This window comes from Amycolatopsis sp. NPDC006125 (assembly GCF_040614195.1).
Taxonomy (GTDB): Bacteria; Actinomycetota; Actinomycetes; order Mycobacteriales; family Pseudonocardiaceae; genus Amycolatopsis_E; species Amycolatopsis_E tucumanensis.
On record NZ_JBEXTZ010000097.1, the window covers coordinates 14,009 to 31,435 of the forward strand.

The following is a 17,427-nucleotide window of genomic DNA, read 5'->3' on the forward strand; positions in this document are numbered from 1 at the left end:
CGGGAATGGACCGACCGTCCACTCCGGGGGGTGCACCTATGGACGTTCGGCAAGGCGGGCGAGCCGGACGGCGACGGTGAGCCGGAACAGCTGGTCGGGCTCCTGCCAGCCCTCCCCCAGCAGCTCGCCGGCGCGTTCCAGCCGCTGCAGCACGGTGTTCTTGTGCACGTGCAGGGCGCGGCCGGTGGCGACCGGGCTCATCCGGTTGTCCAGGTAGGCGGCGAGGGTGGGCAACAGGGTGCCGGCGTGCTCGGCGTCCCAGTCCAGGACCGGTCCGAGGACCCGGCGCACGAACGCGGCGACGCGCTCCTCGCCGGGGCCGAACAGCGCCGTGTAGGGCAGGTACTCGTCGGTGGTGACGGCCGCGTCGGACAGGCCGAGCGCGGGCAGGACGCGCACGCACGCGGCGGCTTGTTCGACGGGTTCACGCAGGTCGTCCCCGGCGACGGCGCCCACGGCCAGCACCGGGGCGGCCAGCGACCGGGCGACGGCGGCGTGCACGGTCCGCGCCGCGGCGGCGGGGTCCTCGCCCGCGGTCAGGACGACGACGTGGTCGGCGTGCTCACCGATCAGGTCACCGGTGCCGCGCAGGGCACGGGCCGCCTGGCGGCGCAGGTCGGCGGGGACCGCGACGACCACGAGCGAGCGCAGGGCCGCCAGCCGGATGCCGCGGGCGCGGGCCCGCGCGGCGGCGCCCGCGCGGCGGTCCGCGTCGGCCGAGAGCAGGTCGGCGAGCAGGTCCCCGCGCACGCGCTGCTCCGCCTCGGCCAGGGCGTCCTGCTTGAGGCTGAGCAGGGCGGTGATCTGCGCGGCGCGCTCGGCGGTGCGGAACTCGACGGGCCCGAACTCGACGGCCCCCTGCTCCAGCAGCAGCGCGCCGAGCAACGTCGGCCCCGCCACGACGGCGACCGCGAAGGTGTGATCGCCCGCCGGGACGCACCGCCCGCTGCGCCGGCTCTGCTCGACGGCCGCCCGCACGCCGCCGTTCAGGTGACCGGTGTCGAGCAGCGTGACGCGGCACCGCAGCGCGCGGCCGAGCGCCCCGGCCACCTCGGTCGCGTCACCGCCCTGGAGGACGAGCGCGGTGAGGTCGCCGTGCACCTCGCTCGCGCGTTCCATCGCCTCCACGTGACGGGCCAGCTCGCCGTAGGCGCGGCGGGTTTCCTCGGCGGCGGCGTTGGCGCGGGCCAGCAGCCGGGCGGTCTGCAGCACGACGGCCGCGTGGTCGGCGAACGCGGACAGCAGCGAGATCTCCTCGGGGGAGAACGCGTGCTCGACGCGGTTGGCGGCGAACAGCACCCCGATGACCTCGTCTCCGGCCAGCAGCGGGACCCCGAGCAGCGAGACGAGTCCCTCCGCGGCGACGGTCTCGTCGATGCGGTCGTCGTGCGGCGCCTGGGTCATCGCGTCGTACCGCGCGGTCCAGCACGGGCGGCGGCTCTCGACCACCTGGCTGGCCAGGCCCATCCCCGGCGGCACACGCAGGCCGGGGAACGACGGCGCGACCGTGCCGAGCGTGGTGCGCACCCGCAGCTCCCGGCTGCCGACGTCGAACTCCGAGAGGTAGGTGACGTCGGTGCCGACGAGGTCGTGGGCGCGTTCGACCAGCCGGGCGAGCAGCTCGTCGACGTCGCGCAGCTCGGCCAGCTCCCTGGCGGAGGAGAACAGGGCGGCGAGCTCCTGCCCGCGGCGGCGGAGGCGGTCCGAGGTCGCGCGCAGGCGCCGGACGCCGGACGTGATCCGCTCGGCGTCGGCGGGGTCGAGGCCGTCCAGCAGCGGCGCGACGTCGGTGTCCTGCTCGGCGGCTTCGAGAAGGCCGACGACGGCGGCGACGGACAGGCTCATGGATCACCTCGTGGACCGGACGACCACCTTGGGACGGTGGGGGTGGACCCACCGTACATGCGCCTGAGTCCGCTTTGGACTCGGCACCGGGGCCGCTCGACCATTGCGGCAAGGGTGCGGTCATTTCCTTCCTGCACACGCATGTCGCCGGGCAAGTGCGCCCGGATTCGCCTGCCTGGCAAGGAAAACAACGACGCCGGACCGGGCTCGCACGAATGGCGCGTGGAGTTACCCCATTGATCACGCGGCAAACGCGGTCGCGCGCCGATCGCACGGCGGTGTAAATGGCTGCTGCCGGATCGCGGATTCTTATGCATGATGGGCGAATGGCACCACCCAGCGACCGCCCGCAGACGGAACCCGCGCCCGCGCACGCCATGACGGTTTCGGCCGAGCACCGGGGACGGGACGTCGTGCTCACCGCGACGGGCGAACTGGACATCTCGACGCTGCCCAAGCTCCGCGGGCTGATCCGGCTCGCGCTCGTGGATCAGCCGCGCCTGCTGGTGCTGGATTTGTCGGAACTGCGGTTCATCAGCTCCAGTGGGCTGGGCCTGCTGGCCGGCACGCACCGGGAGGCCGCGCCGGCGGAGTTGCGGGTGGTGGCGGGAACCGAGGTGCGGCGGGTCATGGCGTTCACGGACCTGCTGGAGTTCCTGAACGTCTACAGCACGATGGAGGAGGCGCTCACGGACGCGGATTGACGCGCACCCAGCGGCGGGCGCCGGACCGCCCGCCCGCGGCCGCCACGCAACGCCGGCAGGGCACTATCCGGTGCGCCGAGGTGTCGGCGAGCCACAGCGTGTCGATCCAGAGCACGTGGGGGAAGCGGCCCAGGCGGGCGCGGTGCAGGGAGAGGCCGCAGAGGGTCTGGTTCGTGCCGGGCAGCCAGGCGTGGGCGTCCGCGCCCGGCTGGCGCACGCCGTCCTCGTCGGTCCAGGTGCTGGAAGCCGCCGTGGCGGGCGGCGCTTTCGTCGCCATCCGCTGGAGCTACCCGCGGTGGGTGCGGATCAACCGCCGCCCGCGCGGACGCCGACGGCGGCGGCACCGGCGCACGTCCTCCGCACCGTCGCCTTGGCTTGCCGCGCGTTCTTCGCCCACCACCGCGCCGGCTCAGACGCCGACCACCTCGGGCACCTCCGCCTGCGCCTGCGGCTCCGCGGCCGGCGGGACCTCCGCGTCGAACCGGCTGAACTCGAACCGCACGTCGCTGCGGTCGGGGCCGCACGGGACGGCCGTGATGATCCCCGCGGTGTCCACCGCCGCCAGCTGGGCCAGCAGCCGCGCCAGGCGGTCCGGCGCGCCGGCCACCTCCTGGTCCGTCTGCACCAGCGTGCGGTGCAGGTTCGTCAGCCCCCAGCCGTCCGCGCTCCCGCTGCCCGTCGGCACCGGCAGCGCCACCGTCAGCAGCCAGCGGCCCGGCTTGCCGGACAGCGACGGGGTGCGGTGGTTGGAGATCCCGATGACCTGATCGGCCCGGACCAGCCCGTCGCCAGGGGTGCGGATCCAGACGTTCTCCAGCGCCATCCTCAATCCTCCCGTTCGGTCTCCGTGAACTCCGTCTGCTCGCCCAGCCTGCGCCGCAGATCCGCGTTCTCGGCACGCGACGCGGCCAGCTCGTCCTCCAGCCGGACGATCCGCTCCGCGGCCGCCAGGGTCATCCCGTCGTCGAACAGCTCGCGGACCCGCGCGGCCAGCCGCAGCTGGCGGCGCGAGTAGCGGCGGTGGCCGCCGGACGAGCGGTGCGCCTGGACGACCTCGGCGGCGTCGAGGCTGCGCAGGAACGCGGGCTGCACGTCCAGCGCGTCTGCCGCCTGCCCCATCGTCCAGGCGGGGTAGTCCTCGTCATCCAGCTTGTCTACAGCCACCTACTGAGTCTATCTGCTTCGCTCAATTGACTCAATCTCCAGTCTTGACTATAGATATTCGCAGGAGGTGAGAGCAGGTGTTCCCGAACCCGGGTCTCGACCCGCAGAGCAAACCGGCGCGGGGCCTGCGCCGGTACATCGGACTGGTCGAGGAGGAACTCGGCCTGAGCGGGCACGGCTCTTTCGTGCAACTGGACGCGCCGCTGAGCGCCTACCTCGCGATCGACGGGCACGTGCCCGCGTTCCCGGACCGCGACGTGGCCCTGCTGTGGGACGAGCGCTACGGCTGGTCCCTGGCGGTGGAGGCCCGCTGCGGCGAGGATCTGCTGGTGCTGGCCTACCTGGGCGGCCAGGTGGCGCCCGCGCCGCGGGTGGTGGCCGCCTTCGTGCGCCGCGCGCTGGCCGGTGAGGCGGTGGGCACGCCGGAACCGGAGGCGCTCGCGGCGCCCGATCTGCACGACGAGCTGGGCGCGTACGCGCCGGTGGCCGAGGAGCTGCTCGCCGCGGGCTAGGTTCTGTTTCCCAAGCGGCGGAGCCGGGCCGCTACCCGCACCGCCACGCAAGCCACTTCCGGAACACGGGCTAGCTCCGGCATGTGGGACGACCGCCGTCCGCCCGGGGTCCGGTGCCAGAATCGTGATCACGGACCCCGGGAGGACGCGTGTCACGACCGCTGCGGAAGCTGGGCTTCCTCACCATCGGCCTGTTCGAGGAGGCCGACCCGCGCGCCGGCCACGAGAGCACGTTGGACATCATCGAGCTGGGCGAGCGGCTCGGTTTCGACAGCGCCTGGGTGCGGCACCGGCACCTGCAGTTCGGCATCTCCTCGCCGGTCGCGGTCCTCGCGGCCGCCTCGCAGCGCACACGGCGCATCGAGCTGGGCGCCGCGGTCATCCCGATGGGCTGGGAGAACCCGCTCCGCCTCGCCGAGGACCTCGCCACCGTCGACATCCTCTCCGGCGGCCGCCTCAACCCCGGCCTGTCGGTCGGCCCGCCGATGCACTGGGACCAGGTCAAGGACGCGCTCTACCCGGACACCGCGGACGCCGAGGACTTCAGCCACCAGCGCGTCCGCCGGCTCCTGGACGCGATCCGCGGCGAGCCCGTCACGGGCTTCCGCGGCACCGAGGGCTTCGAGGTCTTCTCCGACCGCGTCCAGCCGCACTCCCCCGGCCTGGGCCGCCGCCTCTGGTACGGCGCGGGCAGCCTCGGCTCGGCGCGCTGGGCGGGCGAGAACGGGATGAACCTGCTGACCAGCAGCGTCGTCAAGGCCGAGGAGTCGGAGGACTTCGCCGAGATCCAGCTCTCCCACATCCGGATCTTCCGCGCCCACCACCCGGACGGCGACCGCGCCCGCGTGTCGCAGGGCCTGGTGGTCATCCCGACCGACTCGGCCACCGCCGAACAGCGCGCGAAGTACGCCGAGTACGCGGCCAAGCGCACGCCGCGGACCACCGCTCCGCAGGGCCCGGCGCGGATGATGTTCGCCCCCGACCTGGTCGGCACGTCCGCCGAGATCGCCGAACGGCTGCACGCGCACGCCGCGTTCCGGGAGGTCGACGAGGTCGCCTTCGCGCTGCCGTTCACCTTCGAGCACGCCGACTACGTGCAGATCCTGACCGACATCGCGACCAAGCTCGGGCCGGAACTCGGCTGGTCCGCGTGACAGGCCTTCACGCGCCGGTGAGCTGAGCCTGCGCGATCCGGCGGAACTCGGCGACGAGACGGCTCCGGTCGTCCGCGCGGGTGGCCAGCACGACGTGGCTCGGTTCGACGTCCACCAGCGGGACCGTGGTGAGGTCCGCGCGCAGGCCCGTCAGCCCGGCGCCGGCCGGCACGATGGCGATGGCCTCGCCGCCCGCGACCAGCTCGACCTTGTCCTCGACCGCGCCGATCACCGGCCCGTCCGGTGCCGGCCTGCCGCCGGGCCGCGGGTCGACCCGCCAGAACGCGTTCCACTCCGCGTCACCCGGCACGCGCGGCAGCGGTTCGTCGGCGATGTCGTCGAGCCGCACCGACTCCTTGCCCGCCAGGCGGTGGTCGCGCGGCAGCAACACCACCCGCGGCTCGTCGTGGAGGACGGTCACCCGCAGCCCGCCGGTCGGGAACGGCAGCCGCGCCACGACCGCGTCCACCCGGTGGTCGAGCAGCGCCGCGGGCACCTCGTGGAAGCCCACGTGCCGGGTGCGCACCTCCGCGTCCGGGTGACGGCGCCGCATCTCGCGCACGGCCGGCGTGACCAGGATGTTCACGGCGTGCCCGATGGTGATCCGGGCGGGCCGGGCGGCGGCGCGGGTGCGGCCGGTGGCCTGGGCGGCCGAGCGCAGCAGGTCCTTCGCCAGCGGCAGGAAGACCTCACCTGCCTCGGTGAGCCGGGTGCCGCGCGGGCCGCGGTCCAGCAGGCGGGCGCCCAGCTGCCGTTCGAGGCCGCGGATCTGGCGGCTCAGCGAGGGCTGGGTGACGTGCAGGTCCGCCGCGGCGCGGCCGAAGTGGCCGTGCTCGGCCACGGCCACGAAGTACCGCACCAGTCGGAGATCCAGGTCGGCGTGCTCGGCCATCGTCCCAAGCTACCTGCGATGATGCCCGGAACGCATCGCCGGATGCGGAACAGGCGTTGGACCGGCCGGGAGCGGCGGCAGCACGGTGGGAGCAACGGTCACCTGTTCGCAAGGAGTGGTTTTCGTGGAGATCCCATCGCTGGGCCGGGTCGGGGTGTACCTGCCGGTCCCGTTCACCGATCCGCCCGCGCCGCGCGAGCTGCCCGCGGCCGCCGCCCGGCTGGCGGACGCCGGCTACGGCACGATCTGGACCAACGAGTTCCCCGGCAAGGACGCGCTGGTGCAACTGGCCGTGCTGCTGGAGGCCACCGAGCGGGTCGTGTTCGGCACCGGGGTGGCCAACATCTGGACCCGGGACGCGCGGACGGCCGCGGCCGCCGCGGAGTTCCTGCACCGGGCCCACCCCGGGCGGCTCGTGCTCGGGCTGGGCGTCGGCTACCCGCAGCAGGCGGCCGAGACCGGCCGCGAGTACGGCGACCCGCTGACCACGATGCGCGACTACGTGGACCGGATGGGCCCCGCGGAGTACCCGCGCATCCTGGGCGCCAACGGGCCGAAGATGCTGGCGCTGGCCGCGGAGGTCGCCGACGGCGCGATGCCCGCCATGCTGCCGCCCGAGGCGACCGCGCTGGCCCGGCGCGTGCTCGGGCCGGGCAAGCTGCTGGTCGCCGCGCTGGCCGTGATGCCCGGCGCGAGCCGTGCGGAAGCCGTCGCGCGGGTGACGGGCACGGTCGGGCAGCCGTGGTTCGCCCGCGCCGTCGCCCGGGCGGGCTATCCCGCGGACGCCGGCCGGCTGGTGGACGCGGTCGTGGCCTACGGCGAACCGGACGCGATCGCGGTGAAGGTGCGCGAGCACCTGACCGCCGGGGCGGACCACGTCGTGCTGCTGCCCCAGTCCGGGAGCGACTTCGCCACCGACGTGGAGGTGCTGGCGCGCCTCGCGCCGGCGGCCGGTCAGCCCGTCTGATCGCGGGCACACCCGTCGTCCGCCGGGGAGCCGTCGTCGGCGTGGACGGCTTCCCGCACCCGCAGTTTCATCCGCGACCTCGACTCGACGACGGTCTTCACCGCGACCACGTCCCGGCACCGCCGGCACGGCTCCTCCCGCCGCTCGAAGACCACCGCCATGCCGTCGATCGAAACCCGGGCCGCGTGGACACGGCTATCCGTTTCCGGCACGAATTCCATCCGCTTGCGGCAGGAGGCACACTGGTGGGTTCCGGCAAGGAGGTCTGCCGTGGGCAACGGACACGTCACCTTCACCACCACCGATCCGGACGAGGCGCGGGACACGCTCACCCGGCTGTACCTGCCCCTCGAACTGCTGCCGGAGCGGGGCGAACTGGCGATGCGGCTGGACGCGACCGCGCACACCGCGCTCACCATCGGGTTGATCAGCTTCGGGCCGCGGGTCCGCGTGCGGAGCCCGCCGAACGCGCACTACCACGTCGTGCTCCCGCTGGCCGGGCGGGCGCGCTACTGCTCGGGCGGTGGGCCGGCGGTGGTCAGCGAGCCCGGCACGGCGACGGTGTTCGCGCCCGAGGCGCCTGCGGAGCTGGACTGGGCGCCGGCGACCGAGCAGCTGTGCGTGATGCTCGACGGGCGGGAGGTCGAGCGCGAACTGCGGCAGCTGCTCGGCCGCGACCCCGGCCCGCGGCTGACCTTCGCCGCGCGGATGGACCTGAGCCGCGGCCCGGCGCGCACCTGGGTCGAGGCGCTCATGCTGCTGACCAGGGCCGCCCGGCAGGACAGCGAGCTGCTGACCCACCCGCTCGCGGCGCGCCGGCTGGAGCAGATCGTGCTCGACGCGCTGCTGACCGGGCAGCCGCACAACTACAGCGACCAGCTGACCACCGGCGCCGCGTCGCCCGGCCGGTCGGCGGTGCGCTGCGCGGTGGACCTGGTGCAGGCGTACCCGGACCGGGAGTGGACCACGGGGCGGCTCGCCGCCGCGGTGTCGGTGTCGGCGCGGGCGCTGACCAACGGGTTCCGCGCCGAGACCGGGATGACGCCGATGGCGTACCTGCAGAACGTGCGGCTGGACCGGGCGCACCAGGACCTGCTGGACACGGACCCGTCCCGGACGACCGTCACGCACGTCGCGGGACGCTGGGGATTCACCCACCTCAGCCGGTTCGCGGCCGCCTACCGCGCCCGGTACGAGGAGCCGCCGTCACTCACGCTGCGGCGCCGCACCCGGTGAGTGGCCCTTTGGACGGCGGCCAGGCCGGCGGCTTCCCAGTCAGAGACCACCCGCGCCGGATCGTCGCGATCATCGGCGCCGCTGATGGCGCCCCTCAGCACAAGTGATTTCCCCTTCCGCCGGGCAGCACCGAGACTTCCACGACAGTGGTGCCGGTCAGCGGAGACCGGCACGCGAGTCCCCCGGAGAAGCCCGTGCCGGACCGTGTCCTGCCCTCCTCGCCCGGCCCCGCCGGCGGCAACGCCCCAAGCCCCACCATCGGCAACGCCCCAAACCCCACCACCGACAACGCCCCAAGCCCCACCACCGACAACGCCCCAGACCCCACCGCCGACAACGCCCCAAACCCCACCACCGACAACGCCCCAAGCCCCACCACCGACAACGCCCCAGACCCCACCGCCGACAACGCCCCAAGCCCGACCGCCGACAAGGCCCCAAGCCCCACCATCGGCAACGCCCCAAACCCCACCACCGACAACGCCCCAAGCCCGACCGCCGACAAGGCCCCAAACCCCACCATCGGCAACGCCCCAAACCCCACCACCGACAACGCCCCAAACCCCACCACCGACAACGCCCCAAACCCCACCACCGACAACGCCCCAAACCCCACCACCGACAACGCCCCAGACCCCACCGCCGACAGGGCCCCAAGCCCCACCGCCGGGATCGCCCTCGACCCCGCCACCGGACGGCCCGCCGGCCGCGCCCAGGCTCTCGTCCTGCTGTTCGCCAGCTGCCTGTCCGTCCTGGGCTCGGTGCTGCTCGCGCCCGTGCTGCCCAGCATCCAGCAGGCGTTCGCCGGCACGCCCGGCGTCGCGGCGCTCACCCCGGTCCTGCTGACCGTGCCCGCGCTCGTCATCGGTCTCACCGCGACCGTCGCCGGGCGGATCGTGGATCGCTTGGGCCGCAAGCGTCTCCTGGTCGGCGCGCTGGTCGTCTACGCGGTCGTCGGCACCGCGCCGCTGTGGCTGGACTCGCTGCACCTCATCCTGGTCAGCCGGATTCTCGTCGGCCTGACCGAGGCCGCGATCATGACCTGCTGCACCACGCTGCTCGCCGACTACTTCGCCGGTCCGCTCCGCAACCGCTACTTCGGGCTGCAGACCGTGTTCACCACCGTGGCCGCGACGGTCTTCCTCGCCGTCGGCGGCCTGCTCGGCGCGCACAGCTGGCGGACCCCGTTCTGGCTGTACGCGGTGAGCCTGCCGTTGGCGTTCCTCGCCGCGCGCCACATCTGGCAGCCCCGGCGGACCACCGCCGCCGCGCTGCCGCCGCTGCCGTGGCGCCGCCTGCTCACGCCGGTCGGGGTCACGCTCATCGGCGGCCTGGTGTTCTACGTGCTGATCGTCGAGCTGTCCTACGTGCTCGACGGGATCGGCGTGAAGTCCAGCAGCACCATCGGTTTCGTGAGCGCGATCGCCTCGCTCGCGACGGCCCTCGCGGCGTGGTCGTTCGCGAAGGTGGCGCGGTTCGGGCCGCGGGTGACCATCCCGGCCGCCTTCGTCCTTTCCGGACTCGGCGTCCTCGGGCTGGGCCTGGCCCAGTCGCTGCCGGTCGCGGTCGCCGGCGCCGTGGTGGCCGGGCTGGGCAACGGTTTGCTGCTGCCCGCGCTGCTGACCTGGGCGCTGGGATCGCTGACGTTCGAGCAGCGTGGCCGCGGCACCGGGGTGTGGACCTCGGCGATGTTCATCGGCCAGTTCGTCTGCCCGCTGGTGGTTCTGGGGCTGTCGGGTGTCCTCACCGGACTGTCGTCGGCACTGCTGGTGGTCGGCGCGGTCGCGGTGCTCGTCGCGGGCGGGACGCGGTTCATCCGCGCGTGACCGCGTCCGCGCCGAGCCGGATCTCCCGGTCCGCGCGGGACACCACGGCCGGGTCGTGGCTGGCGATCAGCACCGCCGCGCCCCGGTCCGCCGCGGCCCGCAGCAGGCCGAGCACGAGATCGGCCCGGCGGTGGTCCTGGTGCGAAGTGGGCTCGTCGGCGATCACCAGCGCCGGGGAGGCGACCAGCGCCCTGGCCACCGCCACCCGCTGCTGCTCGCCGCGGGACACCTCGCCGGGACGCCGCTCGGCGAGGTGCCCCAGCTCCAGCGCCTCCAGCAGCTCCGCGCCACCGGGACCGCCGCGGGCCAGCGCGAGGTTGTCGGCGAGCGTCAGCTCCTCGAACAGGCTGATCGACTGCGGCACGAAACCCAGGTCCTGCCAGGACATCCGCTCCACCGGCAGGTCCGGCAGCGGCGGGTGCGGCACCACCTGGCCGCCGTCCGGGGTCTCCCAGCCGCCAGCGATCATCAGCAGCGTGCTCTTGCCCGACCCGGACGGCCCGGTCAGCACGACCAGCTCCCCCGCCACGAGTTCGACGTCGACGGGCCGCAGCGCCGGCGTGCCGTCGTAGCTCTTGTGCACCCCACGCAGGCTCAGCACGAGACCTCCCCCAGCCTGCCGTCCACCAGCTCCACCACCCGGTCCGCCACCCGGCTCACCTCCGGATCGTGCGTGGCGAGCAGGATCGCCTGCCCGCGGTCGGCCAGTAGCCGCAACGCTTCCACGACCCGCCCGGCCGAGTCGCGGTCCAGCTGCGCGGTCGGCTCGTCGGCGATCACCACCGCCGGTTCACCAGCCGCGGCGAAGGCCAGCGCGACCCGCTGCTGCTCGCCGCCGGACAGCCGCCGGGGCACGTGACCGGTGCGGTGCCCCAAACCCAGCACCCCGACCAGCTCGGCGCTCGTGTCCCGGCCACGCAGGCGAGCCGCGAGCGCCAGGTGCTCGGCGACGGTGAGGTAGTCGAGCAGGTTGTCCGCCGGGTCCTGGAACACGTAGCCCACCCGCGTGCGGCGCACCGCCCGGCGAGCCCGCGCGGACGACGCGGTGACCTCGGTGCCGTCGATCCACACGCGACCGTCCTCCGGCCGTTCCAGGCAGGCCAGGATCTTCAGCAGCGTCGACTTGCCGGAGCCGGAGGGCCCGACCACCGCCGTGATCGCCCCGCGCGGCACCGTCAGCGCCACGCCGGACAAGGCGTGCACGGTCTCGCCCCGCGTCGGGTAGTCGTAGGCGACGCCTTCGCACCACAACGCCCGGTCATCGCGCGTCACGCAGCACCTCCGCCGGCCGGGCGCGGGACACCGCGCGTTGTGCCGCGCCCGCCGCGAGCGCGGTGGTGACGGCCGCCGCGGCCGCCAGCCCGGCGGCCAGCCCCCACGGCGGGCTCAGCAGCGTGCCGGGCAGGGTCGAGGGGTTGACGTCGAAGGCCCCGGCGGTGAGGCCGACCGCCACCACGGCGAGCACCAGTCCCGCAACGAACCCGGCCAGCAGCAGCCCGCCCACCTCGAAGCACAGCGCGCGCCAGTGATCGGCCGGTGTCACCGACATCCGTCGCAAGAGGACATACGCGCTGCGCCGCGCGCGGGCCTTCGCCGTCAGGTAGAGCAGCAACCCGACCACGATGATGGCCCCGCACAGCAGCGACACCGCCGCGAGGAAGCCGAACGTGTAGGTGATCGGCGAGTACACCCCGGCCGCGGTCACGTTCGCCGCCTCCGCGTAGGTGCGCACCGGCAGCCCGGACGCCTCGGCCAGGATCTCGTCCGGGTCCCCGCGCACCCACAGTTGCGGCCGGGTCACCAGCCCGAGCCCGTCCAGGACGTCCTGGCGCACCACGAGCAGCGGGTTGCCCGACTTCTTGCCCGGCAGCTGCGGAACCGCCACCACGGTCAGCGGCACGGTCCGCCCGCCGATGTCCACTGTGGACATTCCGTGCGCGCGGTTCAAACCGGCCAGCAACGCGACCGGCTCGCCGCGCGCGAGCCGTCCGAGCAGCTCGTCCAGCGACGGGCCGGGCAGCGCGGGATCCCAGAACGCGGCCCGGCCGAACGTCGCCGGGTCGACACCGAGCACCTCGACCGTGCTGCCTGCGACGCGGGCGTTGCCGTAGGCGGACACCAGGCTCGCCCGGTCCGCGAGCGCGGGCGGCACCGGCGCGCGGGTCTCCAGCGAGAACACCACGTCCGTGCCGACGATCAGCTGGCCCTCCGCGTGCAGAGTGCGGTCCACCGAGCCGGTCACCGACGCCCCGTACACGGCGAGCGCGACCGGCACCGCGGTCGCGCCGGTCAGCACGGCCGCCGCCACCGGCCCGGCCAGCACGCGGCGGCTGGCCAGGAACCAGCCGGGGCGCTGCGGACCACCCCGCGCCCGCGCCCGGGACAGCAGCCACCGCACGGCCCGCGCCGCCGCGATCGCGAGGGCGATCACCAGCAGGATCGGCGCCACCACCAGCCGGGGCGGCACGCGCGCCACGGTGCCGGCCGCTCCGCCCGCCCCCGCCTGGACGTCGTCGCCGAGCAGGAACCAGCTCGCCACTGCCGCCGCCAGCGGCAGGAGTTCCCACGGCACCCACCGCGCGCGGCGCGCCCGCACCGGCGGCACGTCGAACAGGTGCGCCGCCCGCCGCGCGGCGACCAGCGCGACCGCGCCGAGCGTCACTCCGAACGCGCCGGCGACCGCCCAGATCGAGCCGTGCACGGCGGCCGGCGTGAACAGGCCGCTCGGCCCCGCCGAGGCGACCAGGGCCCGCGCCGCGAACCAGCCGCCGGCCACCCCGGCGGCGACGACGAGCGCGACTTCGAGCACGGCCTTCCCGGCGAGCGCGGCCGGGCCGACGCCGCGCGCGGACAACACGGTCAGCTCGGCCCGGCGCCGGTCCACCCAGAACCCGCCCGCCGCACCGGCCACGACGAGCCCGGCGAGCGTGGCGGCCGCGGCGAGGGGCACGACCGTGCCGGTGAGCGCGCGGACGACGAGGTTCGCGCGGTCGGTCATCGCGGGCAGGTTCGAGACGAACTGGACTCGGTCCGGGTACCGGTCCACGGCCTGGTTGGTGTCGTCGCGCAGCCGTTGCAGGCCATCGAGGACGGGCACGGCGTTCGCGGTGGTGAGGCCGTCCGCGTCGAGCGGCAGTTCGATCGTGGTGCCGATCTGGACTCCGCTGCCTCCCGCCGCGCCGAGGAAGTCCTCCCGCGACAGGAGCGCGAGCGGGTAGATCGGGGTCTCGCCGAGCGGTTTGCCGCGGTACAGCTCGGCGAGGCTGCACCAGTACGGCTGGTCGGGGTCGGACCGCAGGTCCCGGTACACCGCCGCGACGGGGAGCGTGACGGTGCGGCCGGCCGTGGTGACCGGGACGTGGTCACCGGCGCGAATCCCCTTCTCCGCGGCGAACCCGTCGGGCAGCCACACGCCGGGGCCGCGGCCGCCGTCGAGGACGCGCACATGGTCGGCGAACCCGGTGCGGGCGACCAGGTTCACCTTGTTGCGGCCCAACTCGCCCTGCTGCAAGAGAGTGGTCACGGGTGCGGACAGCCGTGGCACGCGGCCGCCCTCGGTGGTGAGCGCCCGCTCGCGCGCGTCGAGGAGTGCCGGATTGTCCAGGCGCAGGGCCGAACTCACGTGCGCGCCGGTGTAGGCCGGGCAGGCGTCGGCGACCTGGCTCTGCAGGGCGGCGTTGCCCGCGGCGGACAGGAACAACGCGGCGGCGGCCGCGGGCAGCGCGACGAGGAACGCCGCAGCCGCCACGGCCACCGCGACGGACGGCCGGCGCAGCAGCATCCACGGCGCGCGCGACCACGGCGACGGCAACCCCCAGTGGTTCACCAGCGCAGTCTCGCACGGCGGGCGGGCCCGGTCGATCAAGTATTCTGGCGCGGGTGCGTGTCGAGATCGTCGCGCTCGTCGTGTCGCCGGTCCACGCCTACGAGGGCCGCCCGGCCGACGGGCCCCGCCCCGAGCCGGGTGCGGTGGCGCGCGAGTCGGTGACGGTGCGCGCCGGGCTGGGGCTGGTCGGGGACAGGTACTTCAACCACCCGGCACATCGCGAGGCGGCGGTGACCGTGTTCGCGGCCGAGGCGCTCGACGCCCTCGGCTTGACGTCGCCCGATCCGGTGCGGGCCCGGCGGAACATCGTGTTGCGTGGCTTCGACGTCGACACGCTCGCCCGCACGCGGACGACGCCGGGAGCGATGTTCAGCCTCGACAGCGGCGCGGGTCCCGTGCGGTTCCAGGCGCACCGCCCCGCGCACCCGTGTGCGTGGATGGACGTCGCGTTCGCGCCCGGCGCTTTCCGCGGTTTGCGCGGCCACGGCGGGGTCCGGTGCGTCCCCTTGGACGACGGGGTCCTTCGGGTGGGTGCGGCCGAACTGCTGATTTTGACGGAGCGACCGGAATCGGCGTGATGGGCGAGCACGGGCTGTCCGTGTAGTGCCGCACGTCGCACGTCGCCTGAGCCGTCGCACACCCGTTGTATACAACGTGCATGGCGCGCGCGGCACCGCCCACGGCAGCGGCGCTTCAGGCCGCTCCGCGCACCCCGGAACGTCCGCGCCACGCGCCCGCTCGGCAGCACCCGCCCCCCGGCGCCGCCTCACCGGGCCGCGATACGCAGCGCCCACACGCGCGCCCTCCTTTGCGGCGACTCGCAGCGCCAGTCCACGGGCCGTAGCCCCCCGGCGGCACCACCCACCCGACGACGGCGCAGCACCAAGCCGCGAATCGTGGCACCCCACCTCGGGCCGAGCTCTCAGCGCCCGCTCTGCGGGCCACGGAACCTCCGCACCACGGCGCCCGATCGGCGGCGCGCGCTCCGCGCCGCGGCCCACCGGGCCCCGACACGCAACGCCAACCCGCGCGCCCTACGCCCCGCCTTGCGGCAACTCACAGCGCCAGCCCACGGGCCGTAGCACCACCCACCCGGCGGCACCACCCACCGGCGGCACCACCCACCCGGCCGCGACACGCGCCACCCACCTGCCCATGCGATCCCGACGTCGCGGCGCCAGCCCACGGACCGGCACCACCCACCCTGCTGCCCCAGCGCCAGCCGCAGACGTGGCACCGCCCGTCTCGCACCGGCTCGCAGCGTCCCGCTCCGCGCCGCGGCACCACCCACCCGGCCGCGCGTGGCATCAATCTGCGGGCGGCAGCTTACGGCGCCCGGGCCGCCCGGCTCTGGCCTCCCACCTGCCACCTCCGCCTGGGCGGCGGCACCTTCCCGCCCCCGCTGGTGCCACTACACACCGCAGGCAAACCCCACCCGCCGGTCATCCACCTCCCGGGCGGCACTTGCGCCATCCCTCATGGACCGGGCACTTCCGGCACACCGAGCGGTCACACAGGCGGCACAGCTCGGCCAGGGTCTGCTCGCTGCGGGCCTCCGGGCCGAGCAGCGCCTCGGCCACCGCGGCGAGCTGCGCGCGTTGCTCGCCGGACAGGCGCTCCACCAGGCGGTCGAGCACGGCCTGCCGCGCGGCCAGCGCATCCGCGGCCCGGCGTTCGCCCTCCGGGGTGAGCCTCAGCGGGCGCCTGCGGCCTTCGCTCTCGCGCGTGATCCAGCCTTGCTCGGTCAGCCGCCGGACCAGGTGCGCCGTGCCGGGCTGGGAGATGTGCAGGACCCCCGCGAGCCAGTCCGCCGTCCGGCCCGGCTGGTCCTTGATGGCGATCAGCGCCTCCCCCAGCACTCCACCGGCGCCGACAGCCTCGGTGACCGCGTCCCGCACCGCGCCGGCCACCAGCAGCGACGTCGCGCCGAGCAGGTTTGCGCTCCGCTGCTCCGGCTCATTCATAAGTTATGAATGTACGCGCCCTGGTTCTGATCGGCTGCCTGAACCTCGCCCAGCTGCCCATCGCGATGCGGCCGCTGCTGGTGACGCTCACCGGCGTCGAGGCCACCGGCAGCTTCACCGCCGCGGGCCTGGCGGGCGCGGCGGCGGCCATCGGCACCGCGGTCGCCGCTCCCCTGTGGGCCCGCGCGCTGCCGGTCTCGGGCGACCGGCGGGTCCTCGTGCTGTCCGGCGCGTTGTTCACCGCATCCCAGCTCGCGCTCGCCGGCACCCACGGGCCGGCCCTGTTCACCGGGCTCGCGGCAGCCTCGGGACTGGCCACCCCGCCGGTGTCGGCGAGCCTGCGCGCCATGCTCCCCCGCCTCGCGAGACCGCAGCTGACCAGGGCGTACGCGGTCAACTCGGTCGCGCTGGAAACGATTTACATCGGCGGGCCGCTGTGGGTGAGCGGCTGGGCGGCGCTGGCAGGGCCGACTGCGGCGCTGGCCGTCACGACGCTGGCCGGCGTCGCGGGGCTGGTCGTCGGGGTCGTGCTGGTGCCCGTGTTCGAGCGTGCCCGGCCGCGGCGCGGTGGCCTGTTGAGCGACCCCGCCGTGCACACGCTCGGCGCGGCCTACCTCGCCTACTGGGTGTGCATGGGGGCGATGTGGGTGCTGGTGCCGGCATTCGCCGAGCACGAGGGTGCCGCCGGGCAGTCGGGGTTGCTGGTCGCGGTGTGGTCGGCGGGCAGCCTCGCGGGCGGGGTGGCGCTGGCGGCCCGGCCGCCGCGTAGTGCTCAGCGGAACACCTACACCGCGCTGCTGGGCGCTCTCGCGCTGACGTCGCTCCCGCTGGCGTTGCCGGGCAGTGTCGCGGTGATGGCCGTCGTGATCGCCGTGTTCGGGCTGGCGCTGGCGCCGTGGCTCGCGGTGCACGACCAGCTCGTGGCGGGCGTCGGCGAGGACCGCAGCGGCGAGCTGTACGGCTGGCTGACGACGCTGGGCCAGATCGGCAGCGCCGCAGGCTCCGCGCTGGCCGGGCCGGTAGGCGACCGCTACGGCGGCGGCCCGGCGTTCCTCCTGGTCAGCGGGGCGCTGGTGATCGCGCTGGCGGTGGCCGCGACAAGGCGGCGCACCCTGCCGGACGTGGGCGCCTTGCGGTGAGCGGGAGCTGACGGAGGCGCCGCGCGAAGTCGCCCGAGCCGCCGCCGAGCGGGCCCGAGCCACGGGAAGGCACGTGCCCAGCACCCCCGGGCACAGCCGAAACCCTGGCTACAGGGGTGGTCCAGCCGAGCACTCGGCGCGGGAGGCGCGAGCCGGGCGGGCGGCGCAAGCGAGGCCGGCGGCGCGAGCGGGCCCGGC

At 74.8% G+C, this 17,427-nt stretch carries 18 protein-coding genes; 8 read left to right on the forward strand and 10 right to left on the reverse strand.

The window, feature by feature from the left end; translation table 11 throughout:
* Positions 1 to 36 precede the first annotated feature (36 nt).
* Positions 37 to 1,845: a GAF domain-containing protein gene (locus tag ABZ193_RS34850; protein ID WP_354712870.1), complete on the reverse strand. Its 1,809-nt coding sequence runs from the start codon at positions 1,843 to 1,845 to the stop codon at positions 37 to 39.
* Between the two features lie 326 nt (positions 1,846 to 2,171).
* Here ABZ193_RS34850 and ABZ193_RS34855 point away from each other — a divergent pair, with 326 nt between their 5' ends.
* The gene (locus tag ABZ193_RS34855) at positions 2,172 to 2,549 is read left to right on the forward strand and encodes an STAS domain-containing protein (RefSeq protein WP_237340050.1); all 378 of its coding nucleotides are present in this window, start codon (positions 2,172 to 2,174) and stop codon (positions 2,547 to 2,549) included.
* Here the strand turns inward: ABZ193_RS34855 and ABZ193_RS34860 are convergent.
* The 3 genes from ABZ193_RS34860 to ABZ193_RS34870 form a co-directional block, all read right to left on the reverse strand.
* On the reverse strand, positions 2,533 to 2,826 hold the full coding sequence (locus ABZ193_RS34860) for a hypothetical protein (protein WP_020423414.1): 294 nt from the start codon (positions 2,824 to 2,826) through the stop codon (positions 2,533 to 2,535). The genes ABZ193_RS34855 and ABZ193_RS34860 overlap by 17 nt on opposite strands.
* 132 nt (positions 2,827 to 2,958) lie before the next feature.
* A complete protein-coding gene (locus ABZ193_RS34865; protein ID WP_354712871.1) occupies positions 2,959 to 3,372 on the reverse strand; it encodes a hypothetical protein in 414 nt (137 codons plus the stop codon).
* A gap of 2 nt (positions 3,373 to 3,374) precedes the next feature.
* Positions 3,375 to 3,668 (reverse strand): MerR family transcriptional regulator, encoded by a 294-nt coding sequence (locus tag ABZ193_RS34870; RefSeq protein ID WP_237340069.1) that lies wholly within the window; start codon positions 3,666 to 3,668, stop codon positions 3,375 to 3,377.
* A 122-nt stretch (positions 3,669 to 3,790) separates the two neighbouring features.
* Between ABZ193_RS34870 and ABZ193_RS34875 the strand changes: the two genes are divergently transcribed.
* Complete coding sequence (locus ABZ193_RS34875) at positions 3,791 to 4,225, forward strand: DUF6292 family protein (RefSeq protein WP_237340052.1); 435 nt, start codon at positions 3,791 to 3,793, stop codon at positions 4,223 to 4,225.
* A gap of 149 nt (positions 4,226 to 4,374) precedes the next feature.
* Positions 4,375 to 5,379 carry an LLM class flavin-dependent oxidoreductase gene (locus ABZ193_RS34880; RefSeq protein ID WP_354712872.1) on the forward strand — a complete coding sequence of 335 codons (1,005 nt, stop codon included), beginning with the start codon at positions 4,375 to 4,377 and terminating at the stop codon, positions 5,377 to 5,379.
* Positions 5,380 to 5,386: 7 nt separating this feature from the next.
* Here ABZ193_RS34880 and ABZ193_RS34885 read toward each other — a convergent pair whose 3' ends face one another.
* Complete coding sequence (locus ABZ193_RS34885) at positions 5,387 to 6,271, reverse strand: LysR family transcriptional regulator (RefSeq protein ID WP_354712873.1); 885 nt, start codon at positions 6,269 to 6,271, stop codon at positions 5,387 to 5,389.
* A gap of 124 nt (positions 6,272 to 6,395) precedes the next feature.
* On the opposite strand from ABZ193_RS34885, the gene ABZ193_RS34890 reads away from it, so the two are divergent.
* Positions 6,396 to 7,238: an LLM class flavin-dependent oxidoreductase gene (locus ABZ193_RS34890; RefSeq protein ID WP_354712874.1), complete on the forward strand. Its 843-nt coding sequence runs from the start codon at positions 6,396 to 6,398 to the stop codon at positions 7,236 to 7,238.
* On the opposite strand, the gene ABZ193_RS34895 is transcribed toward ABZ193_RS34890, so the two are convergent.
* Positions 7,226 to 7,399 (reverse strand): hypothetical protein, encoded by a 174-nt coding sequence (locus ABZ193_RS34895; protein ID WP_354712875.1) that lies wholly within the window; start codon positions 7,397 to 7,399, stop codon positions 7,226 to 7,228. The genes ABZ193_RS34890 and ABZ193_RS34895 overlap by 13 nt on opposite strands.
* Positions 7,400 to 7,508: 109 nt before the next feature.
* Here ABZ193_RS34895 and ABZ193_RS34900 point away from each other — a divergent pair, with 109 nt between their 5' ends.
* Both ABZ193_RS34900 and ABZ193_RS34905 read left to right on the forward strand, forming a co-directional pair.
* Positions 7,509 to 8,474, forward strand: a complete 966-nt coding sequence (locus ABZ193_RS34900) for an AraC family transcriptional regulator (RefSeq protein ID WP_354712876.1) — start codon at positions 7,509 to 7,511, stop codon at positions 8,472 to 8,474.
* A 194-nt stretch (positions 8,475 to 8,668) separates the two neighbouring features.
* Positions 8,669 to 10,300 carry an MFS transporter gene (locus ABZ193_RS34905; protein ID WP_354712877.1) on the forward strand — a complete coding sequence of 544 codons (1,632 nt, stop codon included), beginning with the start codon at positions 8,669 to 8,671 and terminating at the stop codon, positions 10,298 to 10,300.
* Here ABZ193_RS34905 and ABZ193_RS34910 read toward each other — a convergent pair.
* From ABZ193_RS34910 to ABZ193_RS34920, 3 genes are read right to left on the reverse strand one after another with little or no spacing between them, the layout of a single operon-like run.
* The gene (locus ABZ193_RS34910; protein WP_354712878.1) at positions 10,287 to 10,901 is read right to left on the reverse strand and encodes an ABC transporter ATP-binding protein; all 615 of its coding nucleotides are present in this window, start codon (positions 10,899 to 10,901) and stop codon (positions 10,287 to 10,289) included. The two genes, ABZ193_RS34905 and ABZ193_RS34910, sit on opposite strands and share 14 nt — an antisense overlap.
* Positions 10,895 to 11,572 (reverse strand): ABC transporter ATP-binding protein, encoded by a 678-nt coding sequence (locus ABZ193_RS34915; protein WP_354712879.1) that lies wholly within the window; start codon positions 11,570 to 11,572, stop codon positions 10,895 to 10,897. Before ABZ193_RS34915 ends, ABZ193_RS34910 begins: the two co-directional genes overlap by 7 nt.
* The gene (locus ABZ193_RS34920; RefSeq protein WP_354712880.1) at positions 11,559 to 14,126 is read right to left on the reverse strand and encodes an ABC transporter permease; all 2,568 of its coding nucleotides are present in this window, start codon (positions 14,124 to 14,126) and stop codon (positions 11,559 to 11,561) included. The genes ABZ193_RS34915 and ABZ193_RS34920 overlap by 14 nt, the downstream gene beginning before the upstream one ends.
* A gap of 53 nt (positions 14,127 to 14,179) precedes the next feature.
* On the opposite strand from ABZ193_RS34920, the gene ABZ193_RS34925 reads away from it, so the two are divergent.
* Positions 14,180 to 14,704 (forward strand): MOSC domain-containing protein, encoded by a 525-nt coding sequence (locus tag ABZ193_RS34925; RefSeq protein ID WP_354712881.1) that lies wholly within the window; start codon positions 14,180 to 14,182, stop codon positions 14,702 to 14,704.
* An 864-nt stretch (positions 14,705 to 15,568) separates the two neighbouring features.
* On the opposite strand, the gene ABZ193_RS34930 is transcribed toward ABZ193_RS34925, so the two are convergent.
* Positions 15,569 to 16,090 (reverse strand): MarR family winged helix-turn-helix transcriptional regulator, encoded by a 522-nt coding sequence (locus ABZ193_RS34930; RefSeq protein ID WP_354712882.1) that lies wholly within the window; start codon positions 16,088 to 16,090, stop codon positions 15,569 to 15,571.
* A gap of 5 nt (positions 16,091 to 16,095) precedes the next feature.
* Between ABZ193_RS34930 and ABZ193_RS34935 the strand changes: the two genes are divergently transcribed.
* A complete protein-coding gene (locus ABZ193_RS34935) occupies positions 16,096 to 17,229 on the forward strand; it encodes an MFS transporter (protein WP_354712883.1) in 1,134 nt (377 codons plus the stop codon).
* Positions 17,230 to 17,427 lie beyond the last annotated feature (198 nt).

What these genes read in the sequence shown, in the direction of transcription:
- ABZ193_RS34850 (WP_354712870.1), bottom strand. Translation starts at nt 1,845, where the DNA reads ATGAGCCTGTCCGTCGCCGCCGTCGTCGGCCTTCTCGAAGCCGCCGAG.
- ABZ193_RS34855 (WP_237340050.1), top strand. Translation starts at nt 2,172, where the DNA reads ATGGCACCACCCAGCGACCGCCCGCAGACGGAACCCGCGCCCGCGCAC.
- ABZ193_RS34860 (WP_020423414.1), bottom strand. Translation starts at nt 2,826, where the DNA reads ATGGCGACGAAAGCGCCGCCCGCCACGGCGGCTTCCAGCACCTGGACC.
- ABZ193_RS34865 (WP_354712871.1), bottom strand. Translation starts at nt 3,372, where the DNA reads ATGGCGCTGGAGAACGTCTGGATCCGCACCCCTGGCGACGGGCTGGTC.
- ABZ193_RS34870 (WP_237340069.1), bottom strand. Translation starts at nt 3,668, where the DNA reads ATGGGGCAGGCGGCAGACGCGCTGGACGTGCAGCCCGCGTTCCTGCGC.
- ABZ193_RS34885 (WP_354712873.1), bottom strand. Translation starts at nt 6,271, where the DNA reads ATGGCCGAGCACGCCGACCTGGATCTCCGACTGGTGCGGTACTTCGTG.
- ABZ193_RS34895 (WP_354712875.1), bottom strand. Translation starts at nt 7,399, where the DNA reads ATGGCGGTGGTCTTCGAGCGGCGGGAGGAGCCGTGCCGGCGGTGCCGG.
- ABZ193_RS34930 (WP_354712882.1), bottom strand. Translation starts at nt 16,090, where the DNA reads ATGAATGAGCCGGAGCAGCGGAGCGCAAACCTGCTCGGCGCGACGTCG.
- ABZ193_RS34935 (WP_354712883.1), top strand. Translation starts at nt 16,096, where the DNA reads ATGAATGTACGCGCCCTGGTTCTGATCGGCTGCCTGAACCTCGCCCAG.